At 63.3% G+C, this 25,888-nt stretch carries 25 protein-coding genes and 7 pseudogenes; 22 read left to right on the top strand and 10 right to left on the bottom strand.

Annotation, left to right across the window (positions count from 1 at the left end; all coding sequences use genetic code 11):
- The first annotated feature begins 46 nt into the window (after positions 1-46).
- The 5 genes from CJEDD_RS04630 (at position 47) to arfB (ending at position 1,755) form a co-directional block, all read left to right on the top strand.
- Entirely contained in the window at positions 47-406 is a 360-nt protein-coding gene (locus tag CJEDD_RS04630) for a VOC family protein (protein ID WP_415857855.1), read from the top strand.
- Positions 407-499: 93 nt separating this feature from the next.
- Positions 500-634, top strand: a complete 135-nt coding sequence (locus tag CJEDD_RS04625; RefSeq protein WP_269744998.1) for a hypothetical protein — start codon at positions 500-502, stop codon at positions 632-634.
- 103 nt (positions 635-737) lie between these two features.
- Positions 738-953, top strand: a complete 216-nt coding sequence (gene relB / locus CJEDD_RS04620; RefSeq protein WP_042407235.1) for a type II toxin-antitoxin system RelB family antitoxin — start codon at positions 738-740, stop codon at positions 951-953.
- A gap of 76 nt (positions 954-1,029) precedes the next feature.
- Positions 1,030-1,248 carry a type II toxin-antitoxin system RelE family toxin gene (locus CJEDD_RS04615; RefSeq protein WP_042407237.1) on the top strand — a complete coding sequence of 73 codons (219 nt, stop codon included), beginning with the start codon at positions 1,030-1,032 and terminating at the stop codon, positions 1,246-1,248.
- Between the two features lie 63 nt (positions 1,249-1,311).
- Positions 1,312-1,755, top strand: a complete 444-nt coding sequence (gene arfB / locus CJEDD_RS04610) for an alternative ribosome rescue aminoacyl-tRNA hydrolase ArfB (RefSeq protein ID WP_042407240.1) — start codon at positions 1,312-1,314, stop codon at positions 1,753-1,755.
- Between the two features lie 170 nt (positions 1,756-1,925).
- Here arfB and CJEDD_RS04605 read toward each other — a convergent pair whose 3' ends face one another.
- A complete protein-coding gene (locus CJEDD_RS04605; protein WP_042407245.1) occupies positions 1,926-2,699 on the bottom strand; it encodes a MerR family transcriptional regulator in 774 nt (257 codons plus the stop codon).
- 48 nt (positions 2,700-2,747) lie between these two features.
- Between CJEDD_RS04605 and CJEDD_RS04600 the strand changes: the two genes are divergently transcribed.
- From CJEDD_RS04600 to CJEDD_RS04590, 3 genes are all read left to right on the top strand, one after another.
- Entirely contained in the window at positions 2,748-3,245 is a 498-nt protein-coding gene (locus CJEDD_RS04600) for a DUF1707 SHOCT-like domain-containing protein (protein WP_042407246.1), read from the top strand.
- A 149-nt stretch (positions 3,246-3,394) separates the two neighbouring features.
- Positions 3,395-3,553, top strand: coding sequence for an IS3 family transposase (locus tag CJEDD_RS04595; RefSeq protein WP_074432524.1), 159 nt, complete (start codon positions 3,395-3,397; stop codon positions 3,551-3,553).
- 149 nt (positions 3,554-3,702) lie between these two features.
- The gene (locus CJEDD_RS04590; protein ID WP_052333787.1) at positions 3,703-4,233 is read left to right on the top strand and encodes an IS3 family transposase; all 531 of its coding nucleotides are present in this window, start codon (positions 3,703-3,705) and stop codon (positions 4,231-4,233) included.
- Here CJEDD_RS04590 and CJEDD_RS04585 read toward each other — a convergent pair.
- From CJEDD_RS04585 to CJEDD_RS04565, 5 genes are all read right to left on the bottom strand, one after another.
- Positions 4,220-4,906: a DUF305 domain-containing protein gene (locus CJEDD_RS04585; protein ID WP_042407249.1), complete on the bottom strand. Its 687-nt coding sequence runs from the start codon at positions 4,904-4,906 to the stop codon at positions 4,220-4,222. The genes CJEDD_RS04590 and CJEDD_RS04585 overlap by 14 nt on opposite strands.
- 48 nt (positions 4,907-4,954) lie before the next feature.
- A complete protein-coding gene (locus CJEDD_RS04580; protein ID WP_074432525.1) occupies positions 4,955-7,189 on the bottom strand; it encodes a copper-translocating P-type ATPase in 2,235 nt (744 codons plus the stop codon).
- A gap of 51 nt (positions 7,190-7,240) precedes the next feature.
- The gene (locus tag CJEDD_RS04575) at positions 7,241-7,567 is read right to left on the bottom strand and encodes a heavy-metal-associated domain-containing protein (protein ID WP_042407257.1); all 327 of its coding nucleotides are present in this window, start codon (positions 7,565-7,567) and stop codon (positions 7,241-7,243) included.
- Positions 7,568-7,678: 111 nt separating this feature from the next.
- Positions 7,679-8,806, bottom strand: coding sequence for a sensor histidine kinase (locus CJEDD_RS04570; RefSeq protein ID WP_042407260.1), 1,128 nt, complete (start codon positions 8,804-8,806; stop codon positions 7,679-7,681).
- Entirely contained in the window at positions 8,803-9,525 is a 723-nt protein-coding gene (locus CJEDD_RS04565) for a response regulator transcription factor (protein WP_273657642.1), read from the bottom strand. The genes CJEDD_RS04570 and CJEDD_RS04565 overlap by 4 nt, the downstream gene beginning before the upstream one ends.
- A gap of 404 nt (positions 9,526-9,929) precedes the next feature.
- Between CJEDD_RS04565 and CJEDD_RS04560 the strand changes: the two genes are divergently transcribed.
- The 3 genes and pseudogenes from CJEDD_RS04560 to CJEDD_RS12350 form a co-directional block, all read left to right on the top strand.
- Positions 9,930-10,505, top strand: coding sequence for a CueP family metal-binding protein (locus CJEDD_RS04560; protein WP_042409445.1), 576 nt, complete (start codon positions 9,930-9,932; stop codon positions 10,503-10,505).
- A gap of 71 nt (positions 10,506-10,576) precedes the next feature.
- Complete coding sequence (locus tag CJEDD_RS04555) at positions 10,577-12,058, top strand: multicopper oxidase family protein (RefSeq protein ID WP_042409447.1); 1,482 nt, start codon at positions 10,577-10,579, stop codon at positions 12,056-12,058.
- Between the two features lie 193 nt (positions 12,059-12,251).
- Positions 12,252-12,423: pseudogene (locus CJEDD_RS12350) on the top strand (TlpA family protein disulfide reductase); the annotation flags it as partial.
- A 104-nt stretch (positions 12,424-12,527) separates the two neighbouring features.
- Here the strand turns inward: CJEDD_RS12350 and CJEDD_RS04545 are convergent.
- A pseudogene (locus CJEDD_RS04545) lies at positions 12,528-12,944 on the bottom strand (recombinase family protein).
- Positions 12,945-13,231: 287 nt separating this feature from the next.
- Here CJEDD_RS04545 and cmtR point away from each other — a divergent pair.
- The 4 genes and pseudogenes from cmtR to CJEDD_RS04525 all read left to right on the top strand — a co-directional run.
- The gene (gene cmtR, locus CJEDD_RS04540; protein WP_042409452.1) at positions 13,232-13,591 is read left to right on the top strand and encodes a Cd(II)/Pb(II)-sensing metalloregulatory transcriptional regulator CmtR; all 360 of its coding nucleotides are present in this window, start codon (positions 13,232-13,234) and stop codon (positions 13,589-13,591) included.
- Positions 13,588-15,480 carry a heavy metal translocating P-type ATPase gene (locus tag CJEDD_RS04535; RefSeq protein WP_042409454.1) on the top strand — a complete coding sequence of 631 codons (1,893 nt, stop codon included), beginning with the start codon at positions 13,588-13,590 and terminating at the stop codon, positions 15,478-15,480. The genes cmtR and CJEDD_RS04535 overlap by 4 nt, the downstream gene beginning before the upstream one ends.
- Positions 15,481-15,922: 442 nt before the next feature.
- Complete coding sequence (gene istA, locus CJEDD_RS04530; RefSeq protein ID WP_273657641.1) at positions 15,923-17,047, top strand: IS21 family transposase; 1,125 nt, start codon at positions 15,923-15,925, stop codon at positions 17,045-17,047.
- Between the two features lie 30 nt (positions 17,048-17,077).
- A pseudogene (locus CJEDD_RS04525) lies at positions 17,078-18,127 on the top strand (IS256 family transposase); the annotation flags it as partial.
- A gap of 13 nt (positions 18,128-18,140) precedes the next feature.
- Here the strand turns inward: CJEDD_RS04525 and CJEDD_RS04520 are convergent.
- Positions 18,141-18,686, bottom strand: a pseudogene (locus CJEDD_RS04520) (transposase); the annotation flags it as partial.
- 101 nt (positions 18,687-18,787) lie between these two features.
- On the opposite strand from CJEDD_RS04520, the gene CJEDD_RS04515 reads away from it, so the two are divergent.
- Complete coding sequence (locus CJEDD_RS04515; protein WP_273657482.1) at positions 18,788-20,092, top strand: ISL3 family transposase; 1,305 nt, start codon at positions 18,788-18,790, stop codon at positions 20,090-20,092.
- A gap of 12 nt (positions 20,093-20,104) precedes the next feature.
- Here the strand turns inward: CJEDD_RS04515 and CJEDD_RS04510 are convergent.
- Positions 20,105-20,899 (bottom strand): annotated as a pseudogene (locus CJEDD_RS04510) (ISL3 family transposase); the annotation flags it as partial.
- A 127-nt stretch (positions 20,900-21,026) separates the two neighbouring features.
- On the opposite strand from CJEDD_RS04510, the pseudogene CJEDD_RS04505 reads away from it, so the two are divergent.
- The 4 genes and pseudogenes from CJEDD_RS04505 to CJEDD_RS12255 form a co-directional block, all read left to right on the top strand.
- Positions 21,027-21,335 (top strand): annotated as a pseudogene (locus tag CJEDD_RS04505) (transposase); the annotation flags it as partial.
- Positions 21,336-21,443: 108 nt separating this feature from the next.
- On the top strand, positions 21,444-21,902 hold the full coding sequence (locus CJEDD_RS04500) for a hypothetical protein (protein ID WP_042408132.1): 459 nt from the start codon (positions 21,444-21,446) through the stop codon (positions 21,900-21,902).
- Between the two features lie 7 nt (positions 21,903-21,909).
- Entirely contained in the window at positions 21,910-22,707 is a 798-nt protein-coding gene (locus tag CJEDD_RS04495; protein ID WP_042408136.1) for an ATP-binding protein, read from the top strand.
- 154 nt (positions 22,708-22,861) lie between these two features.
- Positions 22,862-23,107: pseudogene (locus tag CJEDD_RS12255) on the top strand (LLM class flavin-dependent oxidoreductase); the annotation flags it as partial.
- Positions 23,108-23,153: 46 nt separating this feature from the next.
- Here the strand turns inward: CJEDD_RS12255 and CJEDD_RS04485 are convergent.
- Entirely contained in the window at positions 23,154-23,543 is a 390-nt protein-coding gene (locus CJEDD_RS04485) for a heavy metal-responsive transcriptional regulator (RefSeq protein ID WP_042408141.1), read from the bottom strand.
- 98 nt (positions 23,544-23,641) lie between these two features.
- Here CJEDD_RS04485 and merA point away from each other — a divergent pair, with 98 nt between their 5' ends.
- Together merA and CJEDD_RS04475 are read left to right on the top strand one after the other, a co-directional pair.
- Complete coding sequence (gene merA / locus CJEDD_RS04480) at positions 23,642-25,063, top strand: mercury(II) reductase (RefSeq protein WP_035005755.1); 1,422 nt, start codon at positions 23,642-23,644, stop codon at positions 25,061-25,063.
- Positions 25,060-25,410 (top strand): hypothetical protein, encoded by a 351-nt coding sequence (locus CJEDD_RS04475; RefSeq protein WP_042408152.1) that lies wholly within the window; start codon positions 25,060-25,062, stop codon positions 25,408-25,410. The genes merA and CJEDD_RS04475 overlap by 4 nt, the downstream gene beginning before the upstream one ends.
- Positions 25,411-25,888: the final 478 nt, after the last annotated feature.

Genomic DNA, 25,888 nt, shown 5'->3' with positions numbered 1-25,888 from the left:
TCCCCGCCCGGACACCAGGCTGCGCTTTCTAAGCCCTGCCCTCATAATGATGCTCATGAGCGATCCCGACTTCACTATTCGGCAAATCACCTTTGACAGCCACAATCCATCTAGGCTCGCCGAGTTCTGGTCCGCCGCCACCGGATGCGAGATTGCTGCGAACTACGGCGACTTCGTTATGGTCGATTCAACGCCGGCGCTGGGGTTTCAGCGCGTTGAGGACCCCACGCCTGGCAAAAACCGAATGCATATCGACGGCGGCGGGACCGACCGCGAGTCCCTGGTGGAGCGCCTCAAAGGTCTAGGCGCCACCGAACTCGGCACCCATGAGGCCCCCGGACTGGTTTGGACAGTGATGCAGGACCCAGAAGGCAACGAGTTCTGCGTGGGCAGTCCCGAAGCCTAACTACACGTTAAATATAAATTCGACGGCGCGTCGGCGCCAAGAAACCTGTCCGCTAAAGACGCCGCCAGCTTCTTCACCCCGACCGCCCTGCTGATGGCGCAGACGGTCAAGGCCTCCCCCGTCTGGCCGATGTTGCTCGCCCGCACCGCGGAGACCGTCATCGGCGCCTTCACGGCGCTCGTCGTCATCGCGGTCGGCTACGTGCGCAAGTACTCAGAGGTCGTGTAGTCGCGGCGCTAGGCGCAGGTGCTTTGCAACGGGCTCCGCGTTACCCATTGCATATCGAGCACCTACCGAATACAGTGTATTCACACTGATCAAAGGGGTAAACATGGCTACGATGACGATTCGGATGGATGACAACGATGCAGAGCTCGTGCGTAAGTACGCTCGCTTCGAGGGCGTCACTCTTTCCGAATTCGCCCGCAATGCGATCTTGGAAAAGATTGAAGATGCGCATGATCTGCGGGAGCTTCGAGACGCGATCGCGCACGACACCGGCGAGCGGTACAGCGTGGACGACATCCTCGCCGATCTCAATACGTAGCGCCCCCCGGACGATGGCACCATCGCGTCACTACACTGTCGAATTCACGGCCCGCGCACGGAAGCAGCTGAAGAAGATGGACCGCTTCGACGCGCGGCTCATCGCCACCTGGATCAAAGAGAATTTGGACGGCTGCACCAACCCGCGCACATTTGGGAAAGGGCTCTCCGCAAATCGTTCCGGCGAGTGGAGATACCGCGTCGGCGCGTACCGGATCCTCGCCCTCATCGATGAAGGCACGATCACAATCGCGGTGCTTTCGATAGGCCACCACCGCGAGATTTATCGCGATTAACAACCGACAGCACCGACTCAGCCGCCTCGTCCTCGGCCCCAGGGTGAACGTAGGGTGTTGGGCATGCAGGATCTTACCATCGCGCCCGGCCCGGGCATCCCCGGTGGCCTCGTCGTCGCCGCCGCGGATCTGACGGAGCGGTTTGCGAAGGCGTCGGGCCCCGGCGGCCAGGGCGTCAACACCACCGACAGCAAGGTGCAGCTCTCCATCGACATCGCGACGTGCGCATCGCTTTCCGACGCCCAACGCCGCCGCGCCCTCCACGACCTCGAACACCGCCTGGACGGCACTGTGCTCACCGTGAGCGCGTCGACGCAGCGCTCGCAGGTCCGCAACCGTGCCGAGATGCGGGAACGCATGGCCGCCCTATTGCGGGAGGCGCTCGCCCCACCGCCTCCCCCGCGGCGGAAAACGAAGCCGACGCGCGGCTCGGTGCGACGCCGTCTCGAAGCAAAGAAGCGGCGCTCGGAGCTGAAGTCGACGAGGCGCCGGCCCCGGCTGCCGTAACACCGCTCCTGCAGGCTCATACCAAAGAACCTCAACAGCCGAATGGCCGTGTCCCCAGCTCAGATGCCTGACGGAACAAGCGGCGGCTCAGGGCTAGGGGCGACAACACTAGACCTAACCAAACCGTGGCCTTTGCTCCAGCAAGAGTTGGAAGGATTACTGCTCCGTTTCTAGCCCCACTGCGGGTTGCCCACGTCCACACCTTCGGCCGCCGCGTGGGCGGTGACCAGCTCGAGCAGGTAGTCCTGCGCGCCGCCGTAGGCTTCGTGGAAGCGCGCGTCGTCAACGTACATGCGCGCGAGGATGAGCTGGCGAGCCGGGGTCGCCTCGTACCACTGGGCGATGCTTGCGCGGTGGCGCTCCACCAGTGCTTCGGCTTCCTCGGAGCCGGGGTCCACGCCGGAATCGCGTGCGGCGATCAGATCCGCGGCGAGCGCGTCCTGTTCTTCCTGCAGGCGTTTGAAGTCACCTTCGCCCATTTGAGCGAGCTTTTTCTGGGACTGCGCCCACTCCGGGGTATCACCCCAGCGCTGCTCAGCCTCCTCCTGGTAGGCGGGCATATCTTCGCCGAGGTACTTCTTCATTGCGTCCATGTCGATAGATCCTTTCGTCGCGTTGTCAATGAGGTGTTGGACAGATGTGAGTTGGGCGTCGAGCGTGCGCCGTCGAGAAGCGAGTGCTTCTTGGTGGTGCTTGAGGGCGCGGGTGAGGGTGGCTCCGGAGGCGTCGAGAAGCTGCGCGATCTGCGCAAGCGGCACGCCGACTCCGCGGTAGAGGGCGATGGCCGCGCCGCGCTCGAGGTCCGCCTCGCTGTAAACGCGGTGGTCGGCCCACGTGCGCGCGGGTGTGATGAGGCCGAGCGCCTCCCAGTGGCGCAGCGCCTTGGTGGAAACGCCGAGGGCTTCCGCGGCCTCGCTGATCGCGTATTCGATACCATCTGCCATGGTTGCGATTGAACAGCTTGCCGCAGGGGCAAGTGCAAGTTGGGAGCGATGATGGACGAAATCCGCGTGGGCGACGCCGAGCGTTCGAACGCGCTGGACCGGCTGGGCACACTGTTCGCAGACGGCTACCTGGATGTGGGAGAGTTTGAAGAACGCACAGGTCAAGCCGCGGTTGCGCGCACGCGCGGGGAGCTTTCAATGCTTTTCGACGACCTCCCGGCCGAACCGTTCACATTGGAGAAGCGGACACCGTCCGAGGTTGAACTGGATGAGAAACTTGCAGCGAAGCGGAGGATGGACACCGCGATCTACACCACCCTCATTGGCGGCTTGGCGGTCTATCTCGTGCTGGAGATTGGGCTGGATCTGGACTACGCCTGGGTGGTGTGGCCGGTGGTGGGCATACTCGCGGCCGCTTGGTACGCCGTCTTCGACATCTCCGACGAGGAAGACAAGATCCTCGAGGAACTGCTCGAGAAGGAACGTTCTCATCGCGCCGAGCGGCTGAAACTCGCCGCCGAGCGACGCAAGAAGCTTGGGAAATAGCCGGGAGTTTCCTGTGCGCGCCGGTTAGGCTCCCGGCAAAGCATTCGGCGGTGAGTCGGATCTATGCGGTTGCTGCGCAGCGGGCCTGACCCCCGTTTAGTGGACACGCTGGAACTGGTCCAGACTGGACCGGAGAAAGCAGAGACACTATGCCGAAAAACACTTACTCCGATGAATTCAAAGCCGACGCGGTCCGGCTCTACGAGACCACCGAGGGAGCCTCGTATTCCTCGATCTCGGAAAACCTCGGGATCGCCCGCGGCACGCTGAAGACCTGGGTCCACAAGGCCCGTCGGGACCGAGGGTAGATTCCCTCGACGTCCCCCGCTGGTGCCGACCAGGGGCTGGTCCGCCTGCGGTGAGAGGTCCAACGCCTGAAAGCCGAAACAGCGAAGCTGACGACCGAGCGCGACATCCTGCGCACGGCGGCCAAATATTTCGCGGGAGAGACGACCTGGTGAGCCGCTTCCAGTTCGTTGACGACCACCACACCACCCACGGGGTGAAGCGGTTGTGCCAGGTACTCGGCCTGAACCGGTCGAGCTTCTACAGATGGCGGGCCAGACGCGACGCCCGCCGAGACGTCGGCAAAGCGCTGGTTAAGCGCATGCGCGAGTACCACCAGGAATTCGACGGCGCCATCGGAGTCAGGAGAATGACCATCGAACTCAATGAGAAAGCAGAGCCGATCAACCGCAAACGCGTGGAACAGCTGATGCGCACCCACAACATCGTCGGTGTGAACCTACGTAAACCGAAGAAGACCACGGTCAAGGACCAGGGCGCACGCGTTGTCGAGGACTTCCTCAAACGCAAGTTCCGGGCTGAGGCACCGAATCAGGTCTACGTCGGCGACATCACCTACCTGCCCTGTGGCCAGAGGCAATTCCTCTATCTGGCCACCGTCATCGACGTGTGCTCCCGGCGTCTTTTTCAGATTCCTGTCCTCGGGATCAGAAAAAGACGGGGACCTGTCATAGGTCAGTGAGCATCTGCTGCATCTGGGCGATCTCGGCCTCCTGGTCGTTGATAATTTGTTCGGCCAGGGTGATCGCATGGGGATTCTGGCCGTCAGCAGCCTCGTCACGGGCCATGTCGACCGCACCTTCGTGGTGGGCGGTCATCTGCTCCAGGTAGAGGCGGGCAGCCTCGGTGCCCTGGGCTTCCTCAAGGACTGTCATGTCCTCTTGGCTCATCATCCCGCTCATGCCACCCATTGCCCCGTGATCCATTCCACCCATCTCGTCCATGGTCCCCATGCCCCCGGAGTCGGTAACCGGCTGCTGGCCCCAGGCCTCGAGCATGGCGTTCATCCGGTCGATCTCCGGGCCCTGGGCGTCAATAACCCCCTGGGCAAACTCCACGACCTGGGCGGGGATACCCTCCTTGGCCAGGAGGATTTCACTCATCTCCACGGCCTGCTGGTGATGGGGGATCATCATCTGGGCAAACATGATGTCCGCGTCGTTGTGATCGGCGGAGATCTCCCCGTCCGCCTCAGTCGTCGCCGTGGTGGTCTCGGTCGTCTCAGCGGTAGTCGTCGCAGTGCTGGTGGCCGAGGTGGTGGCGTCGGTGTTGTCTGACTCGGTGGTCTCACCGCAGGCGGACAAAACCAGGGTGGAGGCCACGGCGAGAGCGGAAAGAACAAGGGTGCGCTTCATGGTGGAGCCTTTCAGGGTCATATGGGGGTAGTGGAGAGAAGTGGTGGATCAGCGGACGGCGGTGGATGCCGGAGTAGGCGTGGTGTGTTCCTCCTTCACGTCGGTCGGAGCCAGGTGGGCCGGATCCAAATCAATGCGGCGCAACAGCTGAGCGTTCAGGGCCACCACGATGGTCGAGGCAGACATCAAGATCGCGCCCACGGCTGGGGACAGCACGAACCCGATCGGGGCGAGCACGCCGGCGGCCAGCGGCACGGCGAGGATGTTGTAGCCAGAGGCCCAGATGAGGTTCTGGATCATCTTGCGGTAGCTGGCCTGCGAGAGCTCGATCATCGACAGCACTGCCCGCGGGTCATCACTGGCCAGGACCACTCCGGCGGATTCCATGGCCACATCCGTGCCGGCCCCGATGGCGATACCGACCTCCGCGCGGGTCAGAGCGGGGGCGTCGTTGACACCGTCGCCGACCATGGCCACGCTCAGGCCACGCTCCTGCAACTGGGTGACCTTGGTGTCCTTGTCCTGGGGCAGGACCTCGGCGAAGACCTCATCGATCCCCAGGTCCTGGCCAACCGCCTGGGCCACCTGCTGCGCGTCACCGGTGATCATCGCGACCTTCACCCCGCGGTCCTGCAGGGCTTTCACGGCGGCGCGGGATTCGGGGCGGATCTTGTCCTCGACGGCCACAGCACCGATGATCTGACCGTCGCGGACAATATGGAGCACACCGGCCCCACGCCCGGTCCAGGCGCTGGTGGTGTCGGTGAGCTCGGCCGGGGTGGTGAGGTTGAGCTCGCGCAGCATGTTCGGCCCGCCCACGAGGATCTCAGCGCCCTCGACAGTGGCCCGGACTCCCCTGCCGGAGGCGGCGCTGAAACCAGTTGCACGGATTTGCCGACGGGAGGCCTCGGGATGGGCGGCCGCGGCCGCCACGATGGCGCGGGCCACGGGGTGCTCGCTGTCGGCCTCCGCGGCGGCGGCCAGGGCCAGCAGCTCGCCCTCGGTGACGCCGTCAGCTGCCGCGACATCGGTGACCGCGTGCGCACCCTCGGTCAGGGTGCCGGTTTTGTCGAAGAGCACCACGTCGATGGTGCGCATCCGCTCGAGCGTCATCCGGTCCTTGATGAGCACCCCGGATTTCGCGGCTCGCTCGGTGGAGATCGCAATGACCAGCGGAATCGCCAGGCCCAGGGCGTGCGGGCAGGCGATGACCAGCACCGTGACCGTGCGCACCACGGCATCGTCCGGGCTGCCGATGATGGTCCACACCACCGCGGTGATCAGAGCGGAGATCAGCGCGAACCAGAACAACAACGCCGCCGCCCGATCCGCCAGGGCCTGGGCCCGGGAGGAGGACTCCTGAGCGTCGGCAACCAAGCGTTGGATCCCGGCCAGGGCGGTGTCCCCGCCGGTAGCCTCCACCCGGATACGGACGGTGTTGTCGGTGGCCACAGTACCGGCGACCACCTTGTCACCGGTGTCGCGGAAGACGGGACGGGATTCGCCGGTGATCATCGCCTCATCGAATTCGGCGGCTCCGTCGAGGATGGTACCGTCGGCCGGCACCCGGGCACCGGCCCTCACCAGCACGACGTCGTCGACGACCAGCTCGGAGATGGCCACGGTGCGGGTGGTCCCGTCGATGACTTTCTCGGCCTCATCCGGCAGCAGGGCAGCCAGCGCGTCAAGCGCGGAGGACGCGGCCCCGAGAGCGCGCATCTCCAGCCAGTGGCCCAGCAGCATGATGGTCACCAGCAGAGCCAGCTCCCACCAGAAGTCCAGCTCAAAACCGCCCAGCCCCAGAGTGGTGACCCAGGAGGCGACAAACGCCACGGTGATGGCCATCGCGATCAGGAGCATCATCCCGGGTTGGCGGGATTTCAGTTCGTTCCATCCACCCTTGAGGAAAGGCGTTCCGCCGTAGACGAAGATGATCGTGCCCAGCACCGGGGGGATCCAGGTGGATCCGGGGAATGCCGGGAGGTGGTAGCCGAGCAGCTGGGCGACCATGGGGCTGAAAATAGTGACGGGAATGGACAGAATCAGCGACCACCAGAAGCGGTCCCGAAACATTGCGGTGCTGTGTCCGGCGTGTTCGCCGTGACCATGAACCTGGTGGTCTTCGTCCAGGGCGGAGTGCGGGTGATCGTGGGGCATCGCCTGGCCGTGGGTGTCGGCATCTGCGTGGTGTTCGTGGCTGGCATGATGCGGGTGGTGGGTGTGGTCTGTTTCCGGAGCGGGGTGATCACCATGGTGATCACCGGAATGGTGGGGAGTGCTCATGAGGTTCCTTCCGCTCAACCCGGTCGGGGTCGAGATGATGGGTAAAACTGATCAGGATAAGACGGTGTAGCCGGCCTCCTCGATGGCCCGGCGAACCATCTCCGGAGGTACGACACCGGTGACCGTGACGGTGGAAACACCACCAGCAGCGAGATCAATCTGGACGTCGTCGACCTGGGGCAGGGCCTGAAGGGCCTGGGTCACGCTTTTCGCGCAGTGCCCGCAGGTCAAGCCTGTGACCTGGTAGCTAGGGGAAGCCCCTCCTGCTGACGAGTCGCCGGAGGCAGGGACGGAGGCGGTGTCGGCACGTGAGGCAGGTTCGCAACAGCTGCAGCCGTGGGAGGCCATCGGCAAGAGGCGGGGCGGGGAGGTGATCATGGGAAAGCTCCTACGGGTCGGTGGGATGCGGTAACGCTCGCAAGCATATACCCCCCCGGGGTATATTTTCAAGGGGTGGAGGGCACGGCCCTCACACGGGGCAGGGTGCGGTCACCGAGCAGCCTCCTCACTGTCGGGAGGGGACAGCGGGAGGCGGAGGGCAAACACCGTTCCGCGACCGGGTCCGGGGGAGGTGGCGGTGAGAGTGCCGCCGTGGGCCTCGATCAATGCCTTGGAGATGGTCAGACCGATACCGGCCCCGCCGTTGTCCCGGCTGCGGGCGGCATCCCCCCGGTAGAAGCGTTCGAAGATGTATCCGAGCTGGCCAGGTGGGATGCCCTCGCCGTCATCGGCAACGTGGATGAGCGCGGTGGACGCCCCCTGTCGGTGGACGCTGATCCGGACCTGCCCGCCGGCCGGGGTGTGACGTAGCGCGTTCGACAGGAGATTGCTCATCACCTGGCCGAAGCGTTGCCGGTCCACGACCACCCGGGCGGTGTCCGTAATGGTCTCGACCTGTAAATCGACGCCTTTGTCAGCATAAGCTTCCCCCGCGGCAGCAGCGGCGGAATGGAGTAGATCCCCGAGCCCTTCCTCCGCCAGGTCCAAATCGATCCGGTGTTCCTGGGCCCGGGAGACTTCGTCAATGTCTCCCATCAACCGGGTCAGGCGGGTGAGTTGGTCAGCCATGATCGTGTAGGTGGCATTATTCCAATCCACGACCCCGTCCTGGAGACCATCGAGGTAGACCGTGAGCACCGATAAGGGGGTGCCCATTTCGTGGGCCAAATCAGAGAGCATCTGGCGGCGGACCTGTTCGGTGTGTTCCAGCCGGTCGGCCATGGTGTTGAAGGCATGCGCCAGGGTGGTGACTTCGGGGCCCGCTTCTCCGGCGGGCACGCGGATACGGGAGTTGCCGGCCGTCAGGCTGGTAGCGGCGCGGGTGAGATCCTGCAGGGGGGTGCGCAGACGACGCGATAACCACAGGCTGGCCAGTAGGGCGCTGATCAAGGCGGTGGGAAGGGCGACGGCCAGGGTGATCAGGTTGGCGTCCCGGTAGGCCCGCTCGGCATGGAACAGCTCCAGCGAGGGGCCCTCCCGGCCGGCCATCGACATATGACCATGGAACAGGGTCGGGCCCACCATCGTGGCCACGGTCGCGGCCACCAGCAGGCTAATCACCACGACCAACACCTGGGCGGCCAGGAAGCGGAAGGTCAGGCCGGGTCCGTGATTCATGGCTGCCCCACCCGGTAGCCCACGCCACGGACGGTGTCGATAAACCCCCGGCCCCGGGTGTCGGTGCCGAGCTTGCGACGCAAGTTGCCGATGTGGACATCGACGATGCGTTCATCACCGACCCAGGTGGTGTCCCAGACCTCGGTGACCAGGTCGTGGCGGGTCAGCACTTGGCCGGGGCGCAGGGCCAGGGTAACCAGCAGCTCGAACTCCGTGCGGGTGAGCTCCACGGTCGTCTCCCCCACCCGCACCTGATGGGCGACGGGGTCAAGGATGAGGTCACCAACGATCAAGGGGGTGGTCACCTGCGGTGGGGTGGTGCTGGTGCGCGGGCGGCGCAGCACCGCATGCACCCGGGTCACCAGTTCCCGGATGCTAAAAGGTTTGGTGATGTAGTCATCCGCCCCCAGGGTCAAACCGCTGATCTTGTCGTCCTCGCTGCCACGCGCGGTGAGCATGAGGATGTAGCAGTCCGAGAAGGTGCGGATCCGTCGGCACACCTCCAGACCGTCGAGTTCGGGCAGCCCCAGATCCAGCACCACAACATCGGGGGAAAAGCGACGGGCCTCGTCCACGGCCTGGGTGCCGGTGTGCGCCTGGCGGGTATCGAAGCCGGCCCGGACGAGGTAGGAGGCCACCATCTGAGCCAGGGGTTGTTCATCATCGACGACCAGCACCCGCCCCGGGGGCGTGGCGGTGGTCGGTGTGTGGTCAGCCATAGACCCCAGTATCACTCCGGCCAGGGGGAATACCACCCTCGCTCAGTGCCCGGCGGGGAAATCTTCATCAAATCTTCAAACATCACCCTTCGACCACCGTCACCCCTGTGCCCCACCCCGGGCCGGCGGCATCGCCTCCCCTCGTCGGTTCAGCAGGCGCCACCAGGGAATTCACTGCCTGCACCGCATACCCGGGGCGGGTAGAAAGACATCGCCCACGGCTGTGGGGTGGTGCCCCGGTTGTGACCCAGCCCACCGAATTCACCCCCCTTTTCGCCCTGTTATAAGGCTGTGAGCAGGGTTTTTGGTTTCTAGACCGTCAGACACCCGTGCTAGATAAAGGTATGGCATCGACCTTGAGGCGGTGTCTTCTCACAGTGTTGCCACGATCCAAGGAGATTGACGTGAAACGAGCAGCGATCGCAGCCGCCGCCCTTGCCCTCGCCCTCACGGGGTGTTCGGCCGCCGACCCGGAACCCACCGCCGACGGGACGGTGTCCCAGGACACATTCCTGGCTGCCCATGGCCTGGCCGACATGGACGCGGTGGAGATCATTGATCACCTCGACCGGCAGAAGGTCACTGAGCGTCCCACGGATCTGATCGCCTCAGTGCGTAACGATGAACTGCTGCTCTCGAGCGATGACCAGGAAGTCGCGCTCGATCTTCCCGACAATCAGACGTATGTCTCGATCGCACCCTATCTCACCTCCACCCACGACTGCTTCTACCACAGCCTCACGACCTGCCAGGGGGAACTCGACAATGAGGATATCCAGGTCACGATCACCGATGAGGCGACCGGTGAGGTGCTGGTGGACGAGGCGACAACCACCTTCGACAACGGGTTTATTGGCTTCTGGCTTCCCGATGATGTCACCGGCCTGATTGAGGTCAGCTACCAGGGGCGTACCGGCACCACGGAGTTTTCCACCACCGACGACGGTGCCACCTGTGTCACAGACCTGCGCCTGACGTGACGGCTCAGCAGGGTCCTCACCTGCGACTGTCTCCCGTATCACTGAAATCTTGCACCAAGGAAGGTTAAATCATGACGAACGCGTTTTCCCGACGACAGTTTCTGCTCGGCGGGCTCGTCCTCGCCGGCACCGGGGCCGTGGCCGCCTGCACCAGCGACCCTGGACCCGCTGCCTCGGCACCAGGTCCCTCCCTTCGCCCCACTCCCGCCCCCACTGCGCTCGGTGAGCCGACGGTGCGCCGGACATTGACCGCCCGGCCCCTCTCCCTGGATATCGGCGGCATCGAAGCCAAGACGTGGGGATACGTCTCTGACACCGGGGATGCGGCCATTGAGGCGACCGCCGGCGACGTCCTCCAGGTCGATATCACCAATGAACTGCCTGAGAGCACCTCCATCCACTGGCATGGCATCGCACTCCACAACGCAGCCGACGGTGTGCCCGGCATGACCCAGGACCCCATTGAACCTGGCGAGTCTTTCTCCTATGTTTTTGAAGTCCCCCACGGCGGCACCTACTTCTACCATTCCCACACCGGCCTGCAGCTTGATCGCGGCCTCTACGCCCCACTAATCATCCGTGACCCGCAAGACGCTGAGGACCAGGACGTCGAGTGGACCATCGTGCTCGACGACTGGGTCGATGGCATTCAGGGCACTCCCGACGATGAGCTCGACAAGCTCACCGGAATGGGTTCGGGCGACCATAACGGGAGGATGGGAATGGGAGGTCACGGCCAGATGATGCACGGCACCCCGGACCGGGTACTGGGCGGGGATGCCGGCGATGTGATGTATCCGCACTACCTCATCAACGGACGTATCCCCCGTGCTCACCGGACCTTCGAGGCTCGCCCGGGCGACAAGGCCCGCCTGCGGTTTATCAACTCCGGCGGTGACACCATCTTCAAGGTGGCCCTCGGTGGTCACCGCATGACCGTCACCCACACCGACGGCTTCCCTGTCCAGCCCAGGGAGACCGAATCGATCTACCTGTCGATGGGCGAGCGTGTCGACGTCGAGGTCATCCTCGGCGACGGCATCTTCCCGCTCACGGCTTTGGCGGTGGGGAAGGACGACCGCGCCTTCGCCGTCATCCGCACCGCCGGCGGCCAGGCCCCCCGCCCCGATGTCGACTTCCCCGAGTTGTCGTCCACCGGACTGCTTCTGTCCTCCCTGAAGCCCGCAGACCGTGCACTCCTGCCCGAGGGCACACCAGACCGAGAAGTCAGCATCGACCTGGGCGGGCAGATGATGCCGTATGAATGGAGCATTCTCACCGACGGCCAATCCTCCCCCGCGACCGTGCAGGATGGCCAGCGCCTGCGGATGGTCATGCGCAACAGGACCATGATGCCCCATCCCATGCACATCCACGGCCACACATGGGCGCTGCCCGGCAGCGGCGGGCTACGCAAGGACACCGTCCTTCTCCGCCACGGTGAAACCATGATCGCCGACCTGATCGCTGACAACCCCGGTGAGTGGGCATTTCACTGCCATAACGCCTATCACATGGAAACCGGGATGCTCAGCTCGCTTCGCTACGAGTAACCCCCCACAGCAGGGTTGAGTGCCGAGGTGGGCAGAGTCGCTGCAGACCACCCACCGGGCAGCACGATGACCTTCCTCGGTGTTGTGGTCTTCCGGGACAACCAGAACACCGTCTTCTTCCCCCCGCCCCGGAATATGGAGATCTAATCCATGCCGAGCACACCCCCGCAGAGCCGCCATCGCGGTTGCCGCGGTGCTCATCGCCGTGACCCTGGTGGCCTGTTCCTCAGGCGACGGCGAAACGCCGTCGCCGTCGGGGCACCTTCCAGTTCCACTCACCAGGAGGCCAAACCGAGATTATCTACGCAGAGGAGGAACGTGCCCCGCTGCCGGACTTCTCCGACCCGTCGCTGATGGAGGAGGGTCTACCTGTCACCGGTGATGGACCTGTTCGACCGTTCAATCGTTGCCCACACCGTGGCTACATCGCCGACGACAGCGTTGACCGCCGAATCCTTAGCTCAGGCGATTAATAACGTGTGCGCCTGAACCTGGGTGAATGATGCACACCGATCAACCTAGCCCCTTTACGCTCGACTTCACCGCGTGCCACGGCCGCCTTGATGCGCGCGAACATCCGGCCTCTGTCAGTACTGAGGTCCCCATCACCATTCGCGGTAACAAGCTTCAACCCGTGCTCTTCCGCTCTGTCGATCCACTCGATCTGCGCAGGCTGTCGTGTTAGACGATCCAAGTCCTAGCAAATAATCGCGTCTAGCTCGCCTCGCTTAAGACTAGCGACCATCGCGTCGTAGTCGGGGCGTTCCACGTCTTTCTTAGAGGCCGAGATCGACTGATTCACATAGGTGTGTACGACCGTCCCGCCACGCTGCTTTGCAATGGCTTCACAGTCTTCTCGCTGACGCTCGATGGCAAGACCGTTCATGGCAGCATCGAGCGAGATGCGAAGGTAAATGGCAGCACATGTTGTCACACGACTAGCACTTGCTCGCCTTAGGTTACGTTGAACTTGAACTCGACGGTATGTAGTTGCAAAGTTACTTTCTCGAGAACCTCGCCGCCCACGTCGCTCCCGCGTTGGGTGGCAGCCGAACCACAAAGGATCAGTCATCTGCTATCCCATCGACTAATTCTTGCAGGTCGCAGGACCTTCGCGTAACTGTCAGTTCAGCGCATTTTGAATAGTTCAGCACACGATGTATTGTTCAGCACATGCTGACCATTGCTTCACGCCTCGACGTCATGAACCGGCTCGGCCGGGCCATGGCGGATCCGACGCGCTCCAGAATCCTGATGACACTACTCGACGGCCCGAGCTACCCGGCCGTGCTTTCGCGCGACCTGGACCTGACCCGCTCGAACGTCTCGAACCACCTGACCTGCCTGCGCGACTGCGGCATCGTCGTCGCCGAGCTGGAGGGCCGCAAGACACGCTACGAAATCGCCGATCCGCACCTCGCGGCAGCGCTCAACGCGCTGGTGAACGCGACGTTGGCTGTCGACGAAAACGCCCCGTGCATCGACCCTGAATGCTCGGTGCCCGGCTGCGGCGAGAAGGGAGCGGACGCATGAGCTCGGCGTGTGGATGCGCACACGAACCCGCCACAGAGATCGAAGAACTCGATCGGCCATGGTGGAAGGACCCCGAGTTGCTACTGCCGATCTTCTCCGGCGTAGCCCTCGGCATAGGCCTGGCGCTGGACTGGTCCGGGGTAGAGACACCCGCGACAGTACTGTTCTGGGTCGGCCTGCTGCTAGGGGCGTATACGTTCGCGCCCGGCGCGATCCGAAACCTTGTCACGAAGCGCAAGCTCGGCATTGGTTTGCTGATGACGATCAGCGCGGTCGGCGCGGTAATCCTCGGTTACGTCGGAGAGGCCGCGGCGCTAGCGTTCCTGTACTCGATCGCCGAGGCGCTGGAAGACAAGGCAATGGACCGGGCACAGGGCGGACTGCGGGCACTGTTGAAGTTGGTACCGCAGACCGCGACGGTGCTGCGCGACGGCACGTCGGTCAAGGTCGCAGCGAAGGACCTCGTGGCTGGCGAACTGATGCTCGTGCGCCCCGGAGAGCGGATCGCCACGGACGGCATCATTCGGTCTGGACGCTCCAGCCTTGACACCTCAGCGATCACCGGAGAATCCATTCCGGAGGAGGTTGCACCCGGCGACGAGGTGCCCGCGGGTGCGATCAACTCCGCCGGTGTGCTGGAAGTAGAGACGACCGCAGCTGGAACGGACAACTCGCTGACCACACTCGTCGACCTCGTCGAGCAGGCGCAGGCGGAAAAGGGTGACCGCGCCCGGATCGCCGACCGAATTGCCCAACCCCTAGTGCCCGGGGTGATGATCCTGGCGGTGCTGGTCGGCGTGATCGGCTCGCTGCTGGGTGACCCAGAGACTTGGATCACCCGTGCGCTGGTGGTCCTGGTCGCAGCGTCGCCGTGCGCGCTGGCAATCTCCGTGCCGCTGACTGTCGTGGCCGCGATCGGCGCGGCCAGCCAGTTCGGCGTGGTCATCAAGTCCGGCGCGGCGTTCGAGCGACTCGGCGGCATCCGTCACCTAGCGGTGGACAAGACCGGAACCCTTACCCGCAACCAGCCCGAGGTTAACGGAGTGGTCCCGGCAGAGGGATTCGATCGGGCTCAGGTGCTTGCTTTCGCTGCGGCAGTTGAGCAGCAATCGACGCACCCCCTCGCCGCGGCGATCGTGGCAGCGGAGCCCGAAGCACCCGCCGCCCTGGACATCAGCGAGGAAGCCGGACATGGCATCGGCGGCACCGTCGAAGGCCGACGCCTGCTGGTGGGCAGCCCCCGGTGGATCGACGCCGGGCCACTGAAGGAAGACGTTGAGCGCATGGAATCCGAAGGCCAGACCTGCGTCCTGGTCACCGTCGATGACACCCTCGCCGGAGCGATCGGCGTCCGCGACGAGCTGCGGCCCGAGGTGCCCGAAGCCGTGCAGACCCTGCGCGCCAACGATGTGGAAGTGAGCATGCTCACCGGCGACAACACTCGTACCGCCCGGGCACTGGCTAAAATCGCCGGAATCGACGACGTGCGCGCCGAGCTGCGCCCGGAGGACAAGGCAAGCATCGTCGCCGAACTCTCCTCCAAGACGCCGACGGCGATGATCGGCGACGGCATCAACGACGCGCCGGCACTGGCGGGCGCAACGGTGGGCATTGCGATGGGAGCAACCGGCTCTGACGCCGCGATCGAGTCCGCTGACGTCGCCTTCACTGGCCACGACCTCCGGCTGATCCCGCAGGCGCTGCAGCACGCCCGCCGAGGCAGCAGGATCATCAACCAAAACATCGTGCTGTCTCTGGCCATCATTATCGTGTTGATGCCACTGGCGATCAGCGGTGTGCTGGGCCTGGCCACCGTCGTGTTGGTTCACGAAGTCGCCGAAGTCATCGTGATCTTGAACGGCCTGCGGGCTGCACGAGCGAAACGCTGAGGCTGTGACCGGCAAGTCTTATAAGAGTTAAACCACGCGCCGAGCGCACACACGTTGGACCAGGCGAGTCATTCGAGTTCACCACCTGGTCCTTCTCGATGCGTGCAGGCACGGGAACTGTGGGTGAACCCAATAGTTCGACGGCCCGATACCGCTTGCAGATTCTACACACGAGGTAGCGGAATGGACCGAGGCCGAACGAAAACCGGAGTTAAAGACAGCGCTCTTCAACCTACCCCCCAATGACGCGAAACGTCATTAACGCTCCGCGTTACACGTTAAATTTGAACTGACCGGCTCCGGTTTTTGGTACCGGTTGGGCGGGTATCGGGTACCGGGTGTGCGTGTATTGGGTACCGGGGGTAGTTGGGTTGGCAGTCTGTGGTTGACGGCCCTGCGCAGTGTGTACGCGCGGGCCGCGTAACCATGGAAGGAGTTTGGTGTGGTCACCAATTACAGGTTGATCATGCTGGCGCTTGTGCAAGGCCGCTCGTGGTCGCAGATCACGTCGGATTTGGGGTGTTCACGCAGCAGTATCGATAAGGCCAGCCGAGTGTTGCGCTCGACTGGAATGGATGAAGACGCAATTACCGCGTTGTCGGCGCAGGAGCTTTCGGAGTTGTTTCCGGATAACCGCCGGCGGGATTCGGAAGCGTTTGTGGAGCCGGATTTCGCAGGTATCGCTGCCCGCCGCCGACGCGGTGAGCGGGTGACGTTGAAGGTGGAACACCATAAATACACCCGGCGTCAGGCCGCTTCTGGCCAGCAGCATTATTCCTACCGGCAGTTCTGCGCGCTGTTTGAAAACTACGTCGATGTCAACGACCTGACTGCGCTTTTGACCCATGCCCCTGGTGAGGAGCTGTGCGTTGATTGGTCCGGGGAAACCATGGCAGTTGTTGACCCGTTGACCGGGGTGTCTGTGCGGGCGTATGTGTTTGTGGCGTCGCTGCCGCATTCGGGGCTCATCCATGCCAGTGCGTGGCCGGATATGCGGATGCGGTCGTGGCTGTGTGCTCACCGCGACGCGTTGGACTACATCGGTGGCGTGCCGGTGCGCATCGTTCCCGATAACGCCTCGACAGCAACCAACCAGGTTGCACGTGGTGCGACGGTGCGTGAGGTCAACGAGCGCTACCAGCTGTTCGCTGAGTTCTACGGTTGCGGGATCACCCCGGCCAGGCCGGGTAAACCCAGGGATAAGGCTCATGTGGAAAAAGCGGTCGATATCGTCCAGACCTGGGTCGTAGAAGCGTTGGCGGGCCACGAGTTCGCCACGTTCGAGGCACTCAACGCCGCTATCGCAGCACAGGTTGACTGGATCAACGACCGGGAAGGATTCCGGGGCCGGAAAACAACCCGCAGGCAGCTGTTTATGGAAAGCGAAGCAGAGACGTTGCGCCCGCTGCCGCAACAGCGCTGGTCGTATTCCACGTGGCGCACCGCCAAGGCCGGGGTGAACTACCACGTCCAAGTGGAGAAGCATTTCTACTCTGTGCCGTGGAGCTTCGCCGGTAAACGTGTCGACGTGCAGATCTTCGGAGGGTGTCAGGAAGTTTGTGTGTGAGGCTCTGATCTAGAAGGAGTTTCACCGATAATGACTACGGTGTCACCGAAGAAAGGCCATGACCCGGCGAGGGTCAACGAGATCAGCGAGAAGCTGATGGAAAATCCTGAGCTCGCCAGCTTGATCAGCGAGCTGTCGACTTCCGCTGATGATGCAAGCGAGCTGGTCAAAGGCCTCTTGCAGGCATCGATCAACGCTGGTCTGCAGGCGGAGATGGATGCGCATTTGGGTTACGGCCATTCCGACCGCAAGGCCAAAGCCCAGGTGGAAACCACACAGAGCAGCAATCACCGCAACGGGTCGTACACCAAGACCGTCAACTCCGGGTACGGCGCGGTGGAAGTGACTGTGCCCAGGGATCGTGCCGGCACGTTTACGCCCCGGATGGTGCCCAAAGGTGCACGCCGACTCACAGAACTCGACGACATGATCGTCTCGCTGTACGCCGGCGGGATGACCGTGCGCGATATTCAGCACCATTTAGCGACCACCCTTGGGGTGGATATGAGCCCGGATACGATCAGCACCATTACCGATGCGGTCTTGGAAGAGGTCATGATCTGGCAGAACCGTCAGCTCGACGAGTTTTACCCGGTGATCTTCCTCGACGCACTCCGAGTCAAGATCCGTGACGGCCACCGCGTGGTCAACAAGGCTTGCTACATGGCGGTTGGTGTCGACATGGACGGCATCAAGCACATCTTGGGATTGTGGATCGCGGAAAATGAAGGTGCGGCATTCTGGGCATCGGTGTGCGCGGATCTGGCCAACCGCGGCGTCCAGGACGTGTTCATTGTCTGCTGCGACGGGCTCAAAGGCCTGCCAGAAGCCGTGGAAGCCACCTGGCCGAATTCCATGGTGCAGACCTGCATTGTGCACCTGATTCGAGCGGCGAACCGGTGGGTATCGTATCAGGACCGCAAAGGCGTCTCCCGCGCGCTGCGTGAGGTCTACACCGCTCCCAATGAGGAGACGGCACGTGCCAGCCTGGATGCGTTCGAGGCCAGTGAACTGGGCCGGAAATACCCCCAGTCGGTCAAAGTCTGGCGCGACGCTTGGGAGCGGTTCGTGCCGTTTCTGGGCTCTTCGTGTTTTAGAGTGCGTTGATCTTGGGTTGGAGGCCGCCGGAGTGAATCAGGCAACGCAAGATGTAGTGGTTGATGTTGCGGAACCCTAGCGCGATGCCGCGGAGGTGTTCGAGACGGCCGTTGATGGCTTCGACCGGCCCGTTGGAGGCGCCGATATCGAAGAACGCGAGGATGTCGGTGCGGCGTTTGTGCAGGCTTCGCCCGAGTTGGGTCAGCTCTTGAAGCCCGGCCTGACGAAGCCCGCGGAGCCGGTTGATCAGCCTGCGCATCTTCGTTTTCGCACGGCGCTTGTTGGGGTCTTCGTAGCAGTCGATGATCTCCTGGTACACCAGCCATGTCTCTTGCAGCACCGCGTAGTCATCGTCGTAGTTGAACAACACATCCAAGCGGTGCTGCTGCTCGCCATTAAGCAGACCGGTGCGGGTGAGCATGGTGCGACGGTTTTTATATAACGGGTCGTTGGTCCTGCCGCGCCTGCCGTAGGTTTCACGCTGCAGCCTCTGACGGCACGCGGTGACTTTGTCGGCTCTTCGTGTTTGGGAGTGCGTGGGTCGTTTTTCGGGGTGCTTGGGTGTGGCACAAGATGTGGGGGTCCTTGCTGGGTTAAGGATTTAGGTGTTCAAGCCAATCCGAACTCAACAAGGACCCTGTAATGCAGCCTAGTTCCAACATTGTCGCCGATACCATTTGCCGCACCGCGGAGCTTGGGTTGGCGATTACGAATGCCGCCCACAACGACACGCTCACCGTCATCGACTGTGAAGCGCTCGACCCGATCAACTCCTGCCCATCGTGTGGACAGCCAGGTGTGCTGCGTGACCACGTCTGCCGGGAGTTGGTGGATCTTCCTGTTGTCGGGTTTCCCACCCGGTTACGGGTGCGTCTGCCGCGCTTTCGGTGTGTGAACCGCCTCTGTTCGCAGAAGATCTTCCGGGCTGGCCTGGCATGTGCTGACGATCGCTCGAAGGTCACGCATCGGGTGGTGCGCTGGATCTTGCAGCGTTTAGCGATTGACCGGATGAGTATCGCCGCCACCGCCAAAGCACTCGGGATCAGCTGGCAGCTGACATGCGATCTCGCATTGTCCATGGCCAGGGAACTCGTCGCCGACCCCGACCACTTGGCCGGGGTGCGCATTATCGGGGTTGATGAGCACAAATGGGCCCACGATCGACGTGCGGCCGGCGGCGGGTTCGTCACCGTGATCGTGGATATGACCCGCCACCACACAGGCCAACCAGCGAGGTTGCTCGATGTCATTCCGGGAAGAAGCGCGAACGTGCTCACATGCTGGATCAACCAACAGCCGAAAGCATTTCGCGACGAGGTGGAAGTGGTCACCATGGATGGGTTCCAGGGCTACGCCACCGCAGCTGACGAGGCGCTTCCTCACGCAACCCGGGTGATGGACCCGTTTCACGTGGTGCGTCTTGCCGGCGACAAAGTCACCGCGTGCCGTCAGAGGCTGCAGCGTGAAACCTACGGCAGGCGCGGCAGGACCAACGACCCGTTATATAAAAACCGTCGCACCATGCTCACCCGCACCGGTCTGCTTAATGGCGAGCAGCAGCACCGCTTGGATGTGTTGTTCAACTACGACGATGACTACGCGGTGCTGCAAGAGACATGGCTGGTGTACCAGGAGATCATCGACTGCTACGAAGACCCCAACAAGCGCCGTGCGAAAACGAAGATGCGCAGGCTGATCAACCGGCTCCGCGGGCTTCGTCAGGCCGGGCTTCAAGAGCTGACCCAACTCGGGCGAAGCCTGCACAAACGCCGCACCGACATCCTCGCGTTCTTCGATATCGGCGCCTCCAACGGGCCGGTCGAAGCCATCAACGGCCGTCTCGAACACCTCCGCGGCATCGCGCTAGGGTTCCGCAACATCAACCACTACATCTTGCGTTGCCTGATTCACTCCGGCGGCCTCCAACCCAAGATCAACGCACTCTAAAACACGAAGAGCCACTTTGTCGCCGGCAAGACGCACCACGTGAAACGGGTCCATCACCCGGGTTGCGTGAGGAAGCGCCTCGTCAGCTGCGGTGGCGTAGCCCTGGAACCCATCCATGGTGACCACTTCCACCTCGTCGCGAAATGCTTTCGGCTGTTGGTTGATCCAGCATGTGAGCACGTTCGCGCTTCTTCCCGGAATGACATCGAGCAACCTCGCTGGTTGGCCTGTGTGGTGGCGGGTCATATCCACGATCACGGTGACGAACCCGCCGCCGGCCGCACGTCGATCGTGGGCCCATTTGTGCTCATCAACCCCGATAATGCGCACCCCGGCCAAGTGGTCGGGGTCGGCGACGAGTTCCCTGGCCATGGACAATGCGAGATCGCATGTCAGCTGCCAGCTGATCCCGAGTGCTTTGGCGGTGGCGGCGATACTCATCCGGTCAATCGCTAAACGCTGCAAGATCCAGCGCACCACCCGATGCGTGACCTTCGAGCGATCGTCAGCACATGCCAGGCCAGCCCGGAAGATCTTCTGCGAACAGAGGCGGTTCACACACCGAAAGCGCGGCAGACGCACCCGTAACCGGGTGGGAAACCCGACAACAGGAAGATCCACCAACTCCCGGCAGACGTGGTCACGCAGCACACCTGGCTGTCCACACGATGGGCAGGAGTTGATCGGGTCGAGCGCTTCACAGTCGATGACGGTGAGCGTGTCGTTGTGGGCGGCATTCGTAATCGCCAACCCAAGCTCCGCGGTGCGGCAAATGGTATCGGCGACAATGTTGGAACTAGGCTGCATTACAGGGTCCTTGTTGAGTTCGGATTGGCTTGAACACCTAAATCCTTAACCCAGCAAGGACCCCCACATCTTGTGCCACACCCAAGCACCCCGAAAAACGACCCACGCACTCCCAAACACGAAGAGCCCGTTTCTGCAGTTCCCGCCGGCGGCACGCCGGGTGCTCTACACCACCAATTCGATCGAATCGCTCAATGCTGAGCTGCGGAAAGCTACCCGCAACAGGGGCCAGTTCCCGAACGATACCGCGGCACTGAAGACGCTGTGGTTGATGATCTGCAACATCGAGGACAAGCGCGCTGCGCAGCGGGCGAAGAAAGCCAAGCGCGACGTTGAGTGCAACGGCTATATTGAAGGAGCGAAAGCCACCGGGTGGAAACAAGCCATCAACCAACTAGCCGTGGCTTACCCCGACCGATTCGCGGACTACTTGTAAACCAAGCCCCCGCACACAAAAGATCGGACACCCTCGATCTTCGACGATGTCGTCGACATCTTCAGCGCGGGTGAGCGTATCGCTACCCACCTGAAGAAACCGGGCAACATGCAGTACTCCACAGATAAAGAGCATGTGCCGGCAAAGCACCAGGACTTGGCCACGAAGTGGGATCGGGGCCGGATTGAGTCATGGGCCCAAAGTATTGGGGCCGCAACCTACGAACTCATCCGCCAGATGTTTCACGCCCGCCAAGTTGAAGCCCAAGCCTACAATAGCGCCCTCGGCGTGTTGAGCCTGTCGAAGAAGTACTCCCGCAGCTTGCTTGAACAAGCCTGCCAAGACGTCCTCGACTCCCACATGGTGCCGTCGGTGCGCAAAGTCCACGACACCATCAAAGACCTCGCAACCCGCACCACCGTCGCCACAGGTGGTGCGCAATCACCAACATCATCTGCCGCGTCAACCAGGCCGGTGACGCGTCGCGCCCCAGCTGCGCAGGTGTCGCATGTACGGGGCAAAGCAGCGTTCGAGTTCAGTGAGCTTGAATTCGGTGAGGAGGCGTAGAAGCATCATGGCGTTAACCGATGAAGATTTCGACAAGCTCGGCTCGCTGCGCGGCATGCGCGTGTTCGCCGCGACGATCCAAGAGATCGTCAACGACCCCTCGCGCGATAACGACTCCTTCGAAGACAAGATCAAAGAAGCCCTCGAAGCCCAACTCACCGCCCGCGACAACAAGGTCATCCAGACAAGGTTGCGTGAAGCGAAACTCCTTGGCTCAACCGCCGCACTCGAGCGCTTCGATGCCTATCCCGGCCGCGGTGTAACCCAAGACCGCATCGACCGGCTCGCCACCTGCGAATGGGTCGACTACGGCAAAGACCTCATCATCGTGGGAGCTACCGGCACCGGTAAAAACTTCCTCGCTCAAGCCCTGGCCGTCGCGGCGTGCCGCAAAAAGCTCACCACCCGCTACTTTAGGCTTAACGACCTAGCCAACGATTTCGACGCTGCGGCTGAGCATCCCCAGGCCCGCAAACAACTCCTCGCCGACTTGCAGGCCCCGGCACTTGTCGTCATCGATGACTTCCTCGCCACCGATGTCTCAGCGCACGCGTTGAACCAAGTGTTCAACCTGCTCGTCGGGCGTGAGCATGCCTCTACCGTGATCGCCAGCCAGCACGAACCCGATTACTGGTACGACGTCTTCTCCGAGGCAGCACTGGCAGACGCGGTGATGTCCCGTCTTGCCAACCACGGCTCGAAACTCACCCTGACGGGAGAAGACATGCGAACCCGCGACGACATCAAACAAGAAAGGATGGGCCCTGCCACACCCAAACGGCTACGTCAACCCCAGAAGCCGTAACCGGGGGTAAAAAACGGGTACCGGCAACCACCAACACCCCGGTACCCGATACCGCCCTACCGGTACCGAAAAGAAACGCCCGTCATTGAACTCCACGGTATGTCGTTGCAAGGTTACTCCCTCTCGTTAACACCATCAAAAGGAGTGATATCCAATGAAAGCGTTCGGCTGCTTAAGCTTCGGGCATTACGCCTTCGGCAGCTAGTGCGGGCCATCTGCGGAAAAGATCGCCAAGACTCGTCTGGAGATCACCCAGGCTGCGGACGAAATCAGCGTGAACAACGCGTCCTTCCGAGTCCACCACTTCGCGCTGCAGGCCTCCGCCCCGATGCCGCTGCTGTGTGCTATCGCGGCCACCACCAAAAACATCGAGGTGGGCACCGGCGGCATCGACATGCGCTAGCGCATATCGGGGTTGTAGCGTTTGAGTCATTGACTCCCGCCGTCTACAAGTACCTACACACTTGATCGGTGCTGCACGTTTCAGGATCCGGGTGCGCGGCGTCCTGGCTAAGGTCCGCGATAGTGTCGCGCAGCACGGAGAGCTGCGCGATCTGCTGCTCGATCTCAGCGAGGCGCACGTCAAGCAGGTCGCGCACGTGCTCGCAGGGCGCATGGCCGCCGTCGCGGATGTCGAGGATCTGGCGGATCTGGGCGAGGGTGAGGCCCGCGGCCTGGCCGCGGTGGATGAAGTCGATCCGAGCGACCGTCTCGGGCGCGTAGTCGCGGTATCCGGACGACGTGCGCTCGGTCGGGGGCAGAAGGCCCTGTTCCTCGTAGAAGCGAAGGGTCTTCGCGGTAGTGCCCGCCCTCTCGGCGAGTTCTCCGATCCACATTGCTGTCTCCCTCCGTGGCCGCGCTTGACCTTCCCCTGCACTGGAAGGTCCAGTATGGCTGAGACAGAGCAGAAAGCCAAGAGTTGACAGGAGCAGCGATGCCTACGAAGTACGATCTCGCCATCATCGGATCGGGAGGCGGCGCGTTCGCCGCTGCGATCCGCGCCAGCACGCTCGGGAAGTCGGTGGTGATGATCGAGCGCGGGACGCTCGGCGGCACCTGCGTGAACACGGGCTGCGTCCCGTCGAAGGCGCTCATTGCCGCGGCCGGCGCGCGGCACGTCGCGGTCGACGCCGCAACCCGGTTCCCAGGGATCGCGACGACGGCGGATCCCGTCGACATGCCCGCGCTGATCGCTGGGAAGCAAGCGTTAGTGGAGTCGCTGCGCGGCGAGAAGTACGCCGACGTCGCCGACTCCTACGGCTGGCAGGTCCTCCGTGGCGACGCCTCGTTCGTGGGCACCCCTGATGCGCCGGTTCTCGATGTTGCCGGATCCGACGGAAGCGTCGAGACCATCGAGGCCCACCACTACCTGGTCGCGACTGGTTCTCGCCCGTGGGCACCGCCGATCGACGGCCTGGAGGAGACCGGATACCTGACCTCGACCACGGCGATGGAGCTGACGGAGGTCCCCGAGTCGCTGCTGGTGCTCGGCGGCGGCTACGTCGCCCTGGAGCAGGCGCAGCTGTTCGCCCGCCTCGGCTCGCAGGTCACGCTGCTCGTGCGGTCCCGGCTCGCCTCGAAGGAGGAGCCGGAGGTGTCGAAGGCGCTCCAGGAGGTGTTCGCCGACGAGGGCATCCGCGTCGTCAGCCGCGCAGTGCCCACCCGGGTCTCCCGCGGCACGGGAGGCGAGGCCGTCGTGACCGCCGCCTTGTCCGGCGGCTCGCAGGAGTTCCGCGCCGACCAGGTCCTGGTCGCCCTCGGACGCCGTCCCGTCACCGATGGCCTGAACCTCGATGCGGTCGGGGTGAATACCGGAGACTCCGGCGAGGTGGTCGTCTCCGACCGGCTGCAGTCCTCGAACCCGCGGGTCTGGGCCGCGGGCGACGTGACCGGGCACCCCGAGTTCGTCTACGTCGCCGCCCACCACGGCACCCTCGTCGCCGAGAACGCGTTCGCCGACGCCGACCGGTCCGTCGACTACGCCCGCCTGCCGCGGGTGACGTTCACCGGGCCCGCGATCGGCGCGGTCGGGATGACCGAGAAGGACGTCCTCGCCGCGGGGATCCGCTGCGACTGCCGCGTCCTGCCCCTGCACCACGTGCCCCGCGCCTTGGTGAACCGCGACACCCGCGGGTTCATCAAGATCGTCGTGAACGCCGAGACGAACGAGATCCTCGGCCTGACCGCCGTCGCCAAGGACGCCGGGGAGCTCGCCGCCGCAGGCGTCCACGTGCTCGGCAGGACCGTCGCCGAGGTCGCCAACGCCTGGGCCCCCTACCTGACCATGGCCGAGGGCATCCGGATCGCCGCGAAGGCCTTCACCACCGACCCGTCGCTGCTGTCGTGCTGCGCATGAACGGCAACGCAGGCAATCGGGGAGATCTCATCCTGAAGCAGACGATGAGCGCCGATCAGGACCGCGACGAATGGCGCGCCGGTCCCGTCGTCGCTGCAGTGACCGGGCTGCTCTTGCTGGCATGCTGCGCGCTTCCGTCGCTGCTCTGCTGCGGCCTGCCGTTCATCGTGGCGGGCGGAGCACTCGCAGGCGTCGGTGGGCTCCTCGGTAATCCCTGGATCATCGGTGCCGGGACCGCCGTCGTGATGGCCGTCATGGCGGGGATGCTCGTCAGGCTACGGCGGCGGCACCGACGCCGCAGATCCGGCTGCTGCGAAAATCCTTCGACCGCTGATCGGAACCGGTAGTTCGAGCGGATCCAGCGATCACTGTCACCTGCGAAGGGCGCTGAAATCGGAGCCCGACGGGAGAAGGAGGAGCAAAAAGCGTTCGGATCAACCGGTGACGAGGATAATACTGAGGCTGGATCCCGGCCGTCGCGACGCGGTCTCCGCTTCCGCCGAGACGAGAAAGGGTTGTGGGCACCTAGGCTCGGCGGCATGAACGACCTGACCATAGCCCGGGGATCCCCGACGGTGCGGTCATCGCCGCCGATCTCGCAGAGCGTTTCGCGAAATCGTCGACTCCAGGCAGCCAGGGCGTCAACACGACGGACGGCAAAGCTCAGCTTTCCATCGATGTCGCCGAATGCGCATCGCTTACCGACGCCCAGCGTCACTGTGTCTCGCACAACCTCGAGCACCGCCTAGACGGCTCCGTCTTTACCGTGACTGCGTCGACTCAGCGGTCTGTGTTTCGCTCCTGGTCCTCTCGCTTGCACCTGCG

This window comes from Corynebacterium jeddahense (assembly GCF_028609865.1).
GTDB classification, from domain to species: domain Bacteria; phylum Actinomycetota; class Actinomycetes; order Mycobacteriales; family Mycobacteriaceae; genus Corynebacterium; species Corynebacterium jeddahense.
Note: the sequence above shows the minus strand (reverse complement) of the source record. Positions and strands in the feature narration are given on the sequence as shown.

Excerpts from the sequence above, each read along its gene's own strand:
- CJEDD_RS04535 (WP_042409454.1), top strand. The coding sequence starts at position 13,588 with ATGAGCTCGGCGTGTGGATGCGCACACGAACCCGCCACAGAGATCGAA.
- CJEDD_RS04575 (WP_042407257.1), bottom strand. The coding sequence starts at position 7,567 with ATGATCACCTCCCCGCCCCGCCTCTTGCCGATGGCCTCCCACGGCTGC.
- relB (WP_042407235.1), top strand. The coding sequence starts at position 738 with ATGGCTACGATGACGATTCGGATGGATGACAACGATGCAGAGCTCGTG.
- arfB (WP_042407240.1), top strand. The coding sequence starts at position 1,312 with ATGCAGGATCTTACCATCGCGCCCGGCCCGGGCATCCCCGGTGGCCTC.
- CJEDD_RS04555 (WP_042409447.1), top strand. The coding sequence starts at position 10,577 with ATGACGAACGCGTTTTCCCGACGACAGTTTCTGCTCGGCGGGCTCGTC.
- CJEDD_RS04615 (WP_042407237.1), top strand. The coding sequence starts at position 1,030 with ATGGACCGCTTCGACGCGCGGCTCATCGCCACCTGGATCAAAGAGAAT.
- CJEDD_RS04485 (WP_042408141.1), bottom strand. The coding sequence starts at position 23,543 with ATGTGGATCGGAGAACTCGCCGAGAGGGCGGGCACTACCGCGAAGACC.
- CJEDD_RS04515 (WP_273657482.1), top strand. The coding sequence starts at position 18,788 with ATGCAGCCTAGTTCCAACATTGTCGCCGATACCATTTGCCGCACCGCG.
- CJEDD_RS04495 (WP_042408136.1), top strand. The coding sequence starts at position 21,910 with ATGGCGTTAACCGATGAAGATTTCGACAAGCTCGGCTCGCTGCGCGGC.
- CJEDD_RS04500 (WP_042408132.1), top strand. The coding sequence starts at position 21,444 with ATGCAGTACTCCACAGATAAAGAGCATGTGCCGGCAAAGCACCAGGAC.
- CJEDD_RS04585 (WP_042407249.1), bottom strand. The coding sequence starts at position 4,906 with ATGAAGCGCACCCTTGTTCTTTCCGCTCTCGCCGTGGCCTCCACCCTG.
- CJEDD_RS04630 (WP_415857855.1), top strand. The coding sequence starts at position 47 with ATGATGCTCATGAGCGATCCCGACTTCACTATTCGGCAAATCACCTTT.
- CJEDD_RS04570 (WP_042407260.1), bottom strand. The coding sequence starts at position 8,806 with ATGAATCACGGACCCGGCCTGACCTTCCGCTTCCTGGCCGCCCAGGTG.
- cmtR (WP_042409452.1), top strand. The coding sequence starts at position 13,232 with ATGCTGACCATTGCTTCACGCCTCGACGTCATGAACCGGCTCGGCCGG.
- CJEDD_RS04475 (WP_042408152.1), top strand. The coding sequence starts at position 25,060 with ATGAACGGCAACGCAGGCAATCGGGGAGATCTCATCCTGAAGCAGACG.
- CJEDD_RS04580 (WP_074432525.1), bottom strand. The coding sequence starts at position 7,189 with ATGAGCACTCCCCACCATTCCGGTGATCACCATGGTGATCACCCCGCT.
- CJEDD_RS04600 (WP_042407246.1), top strand. The coding sequence starts at position 2,748 with ATGATGGACGAAATCCGCGTGGGCGACGCCGAGCGTTCGAACGCGCTG.
- CJEDD_RS04565 (WP_273657642.1), bottom strand. The coding sequence starts at position 9,525 with ATGGCTGACCACACACCGACCACCGCCACGCCCCCGGGGCGGGTGCTG.
- CJEDD_RS04625 (WP_269744998.1), top strand. The coding sequence starts at position 500 with ATGGCGCAGACGGTCAAGGCCTCCCCCGTCTGGCCGATGTTGCTCGCC.
- merA (WP_035005755.1), top strand. The coding sequence starts at position 23,642 with ATGCCTACGAAGTACGATCTCGCCATCATCGGATCGGGAGGCGGCGCG.
- CJEDD_RS04605 (WP_042407245.1), bottom strand. The coding sequence starts at position 2,699 with ATGGCAGATGGTATCGAATACGCGATCAGCGAGGCCGCGGAAGCCCTC.
- CJEDD_RS04595 (WP_074432524.1), top strand. The coding sequence starts at position 3,395 with ATGCCGAAAAACACTTACTCCGATGAATTCAAAGCCGACGCGGTCCGG.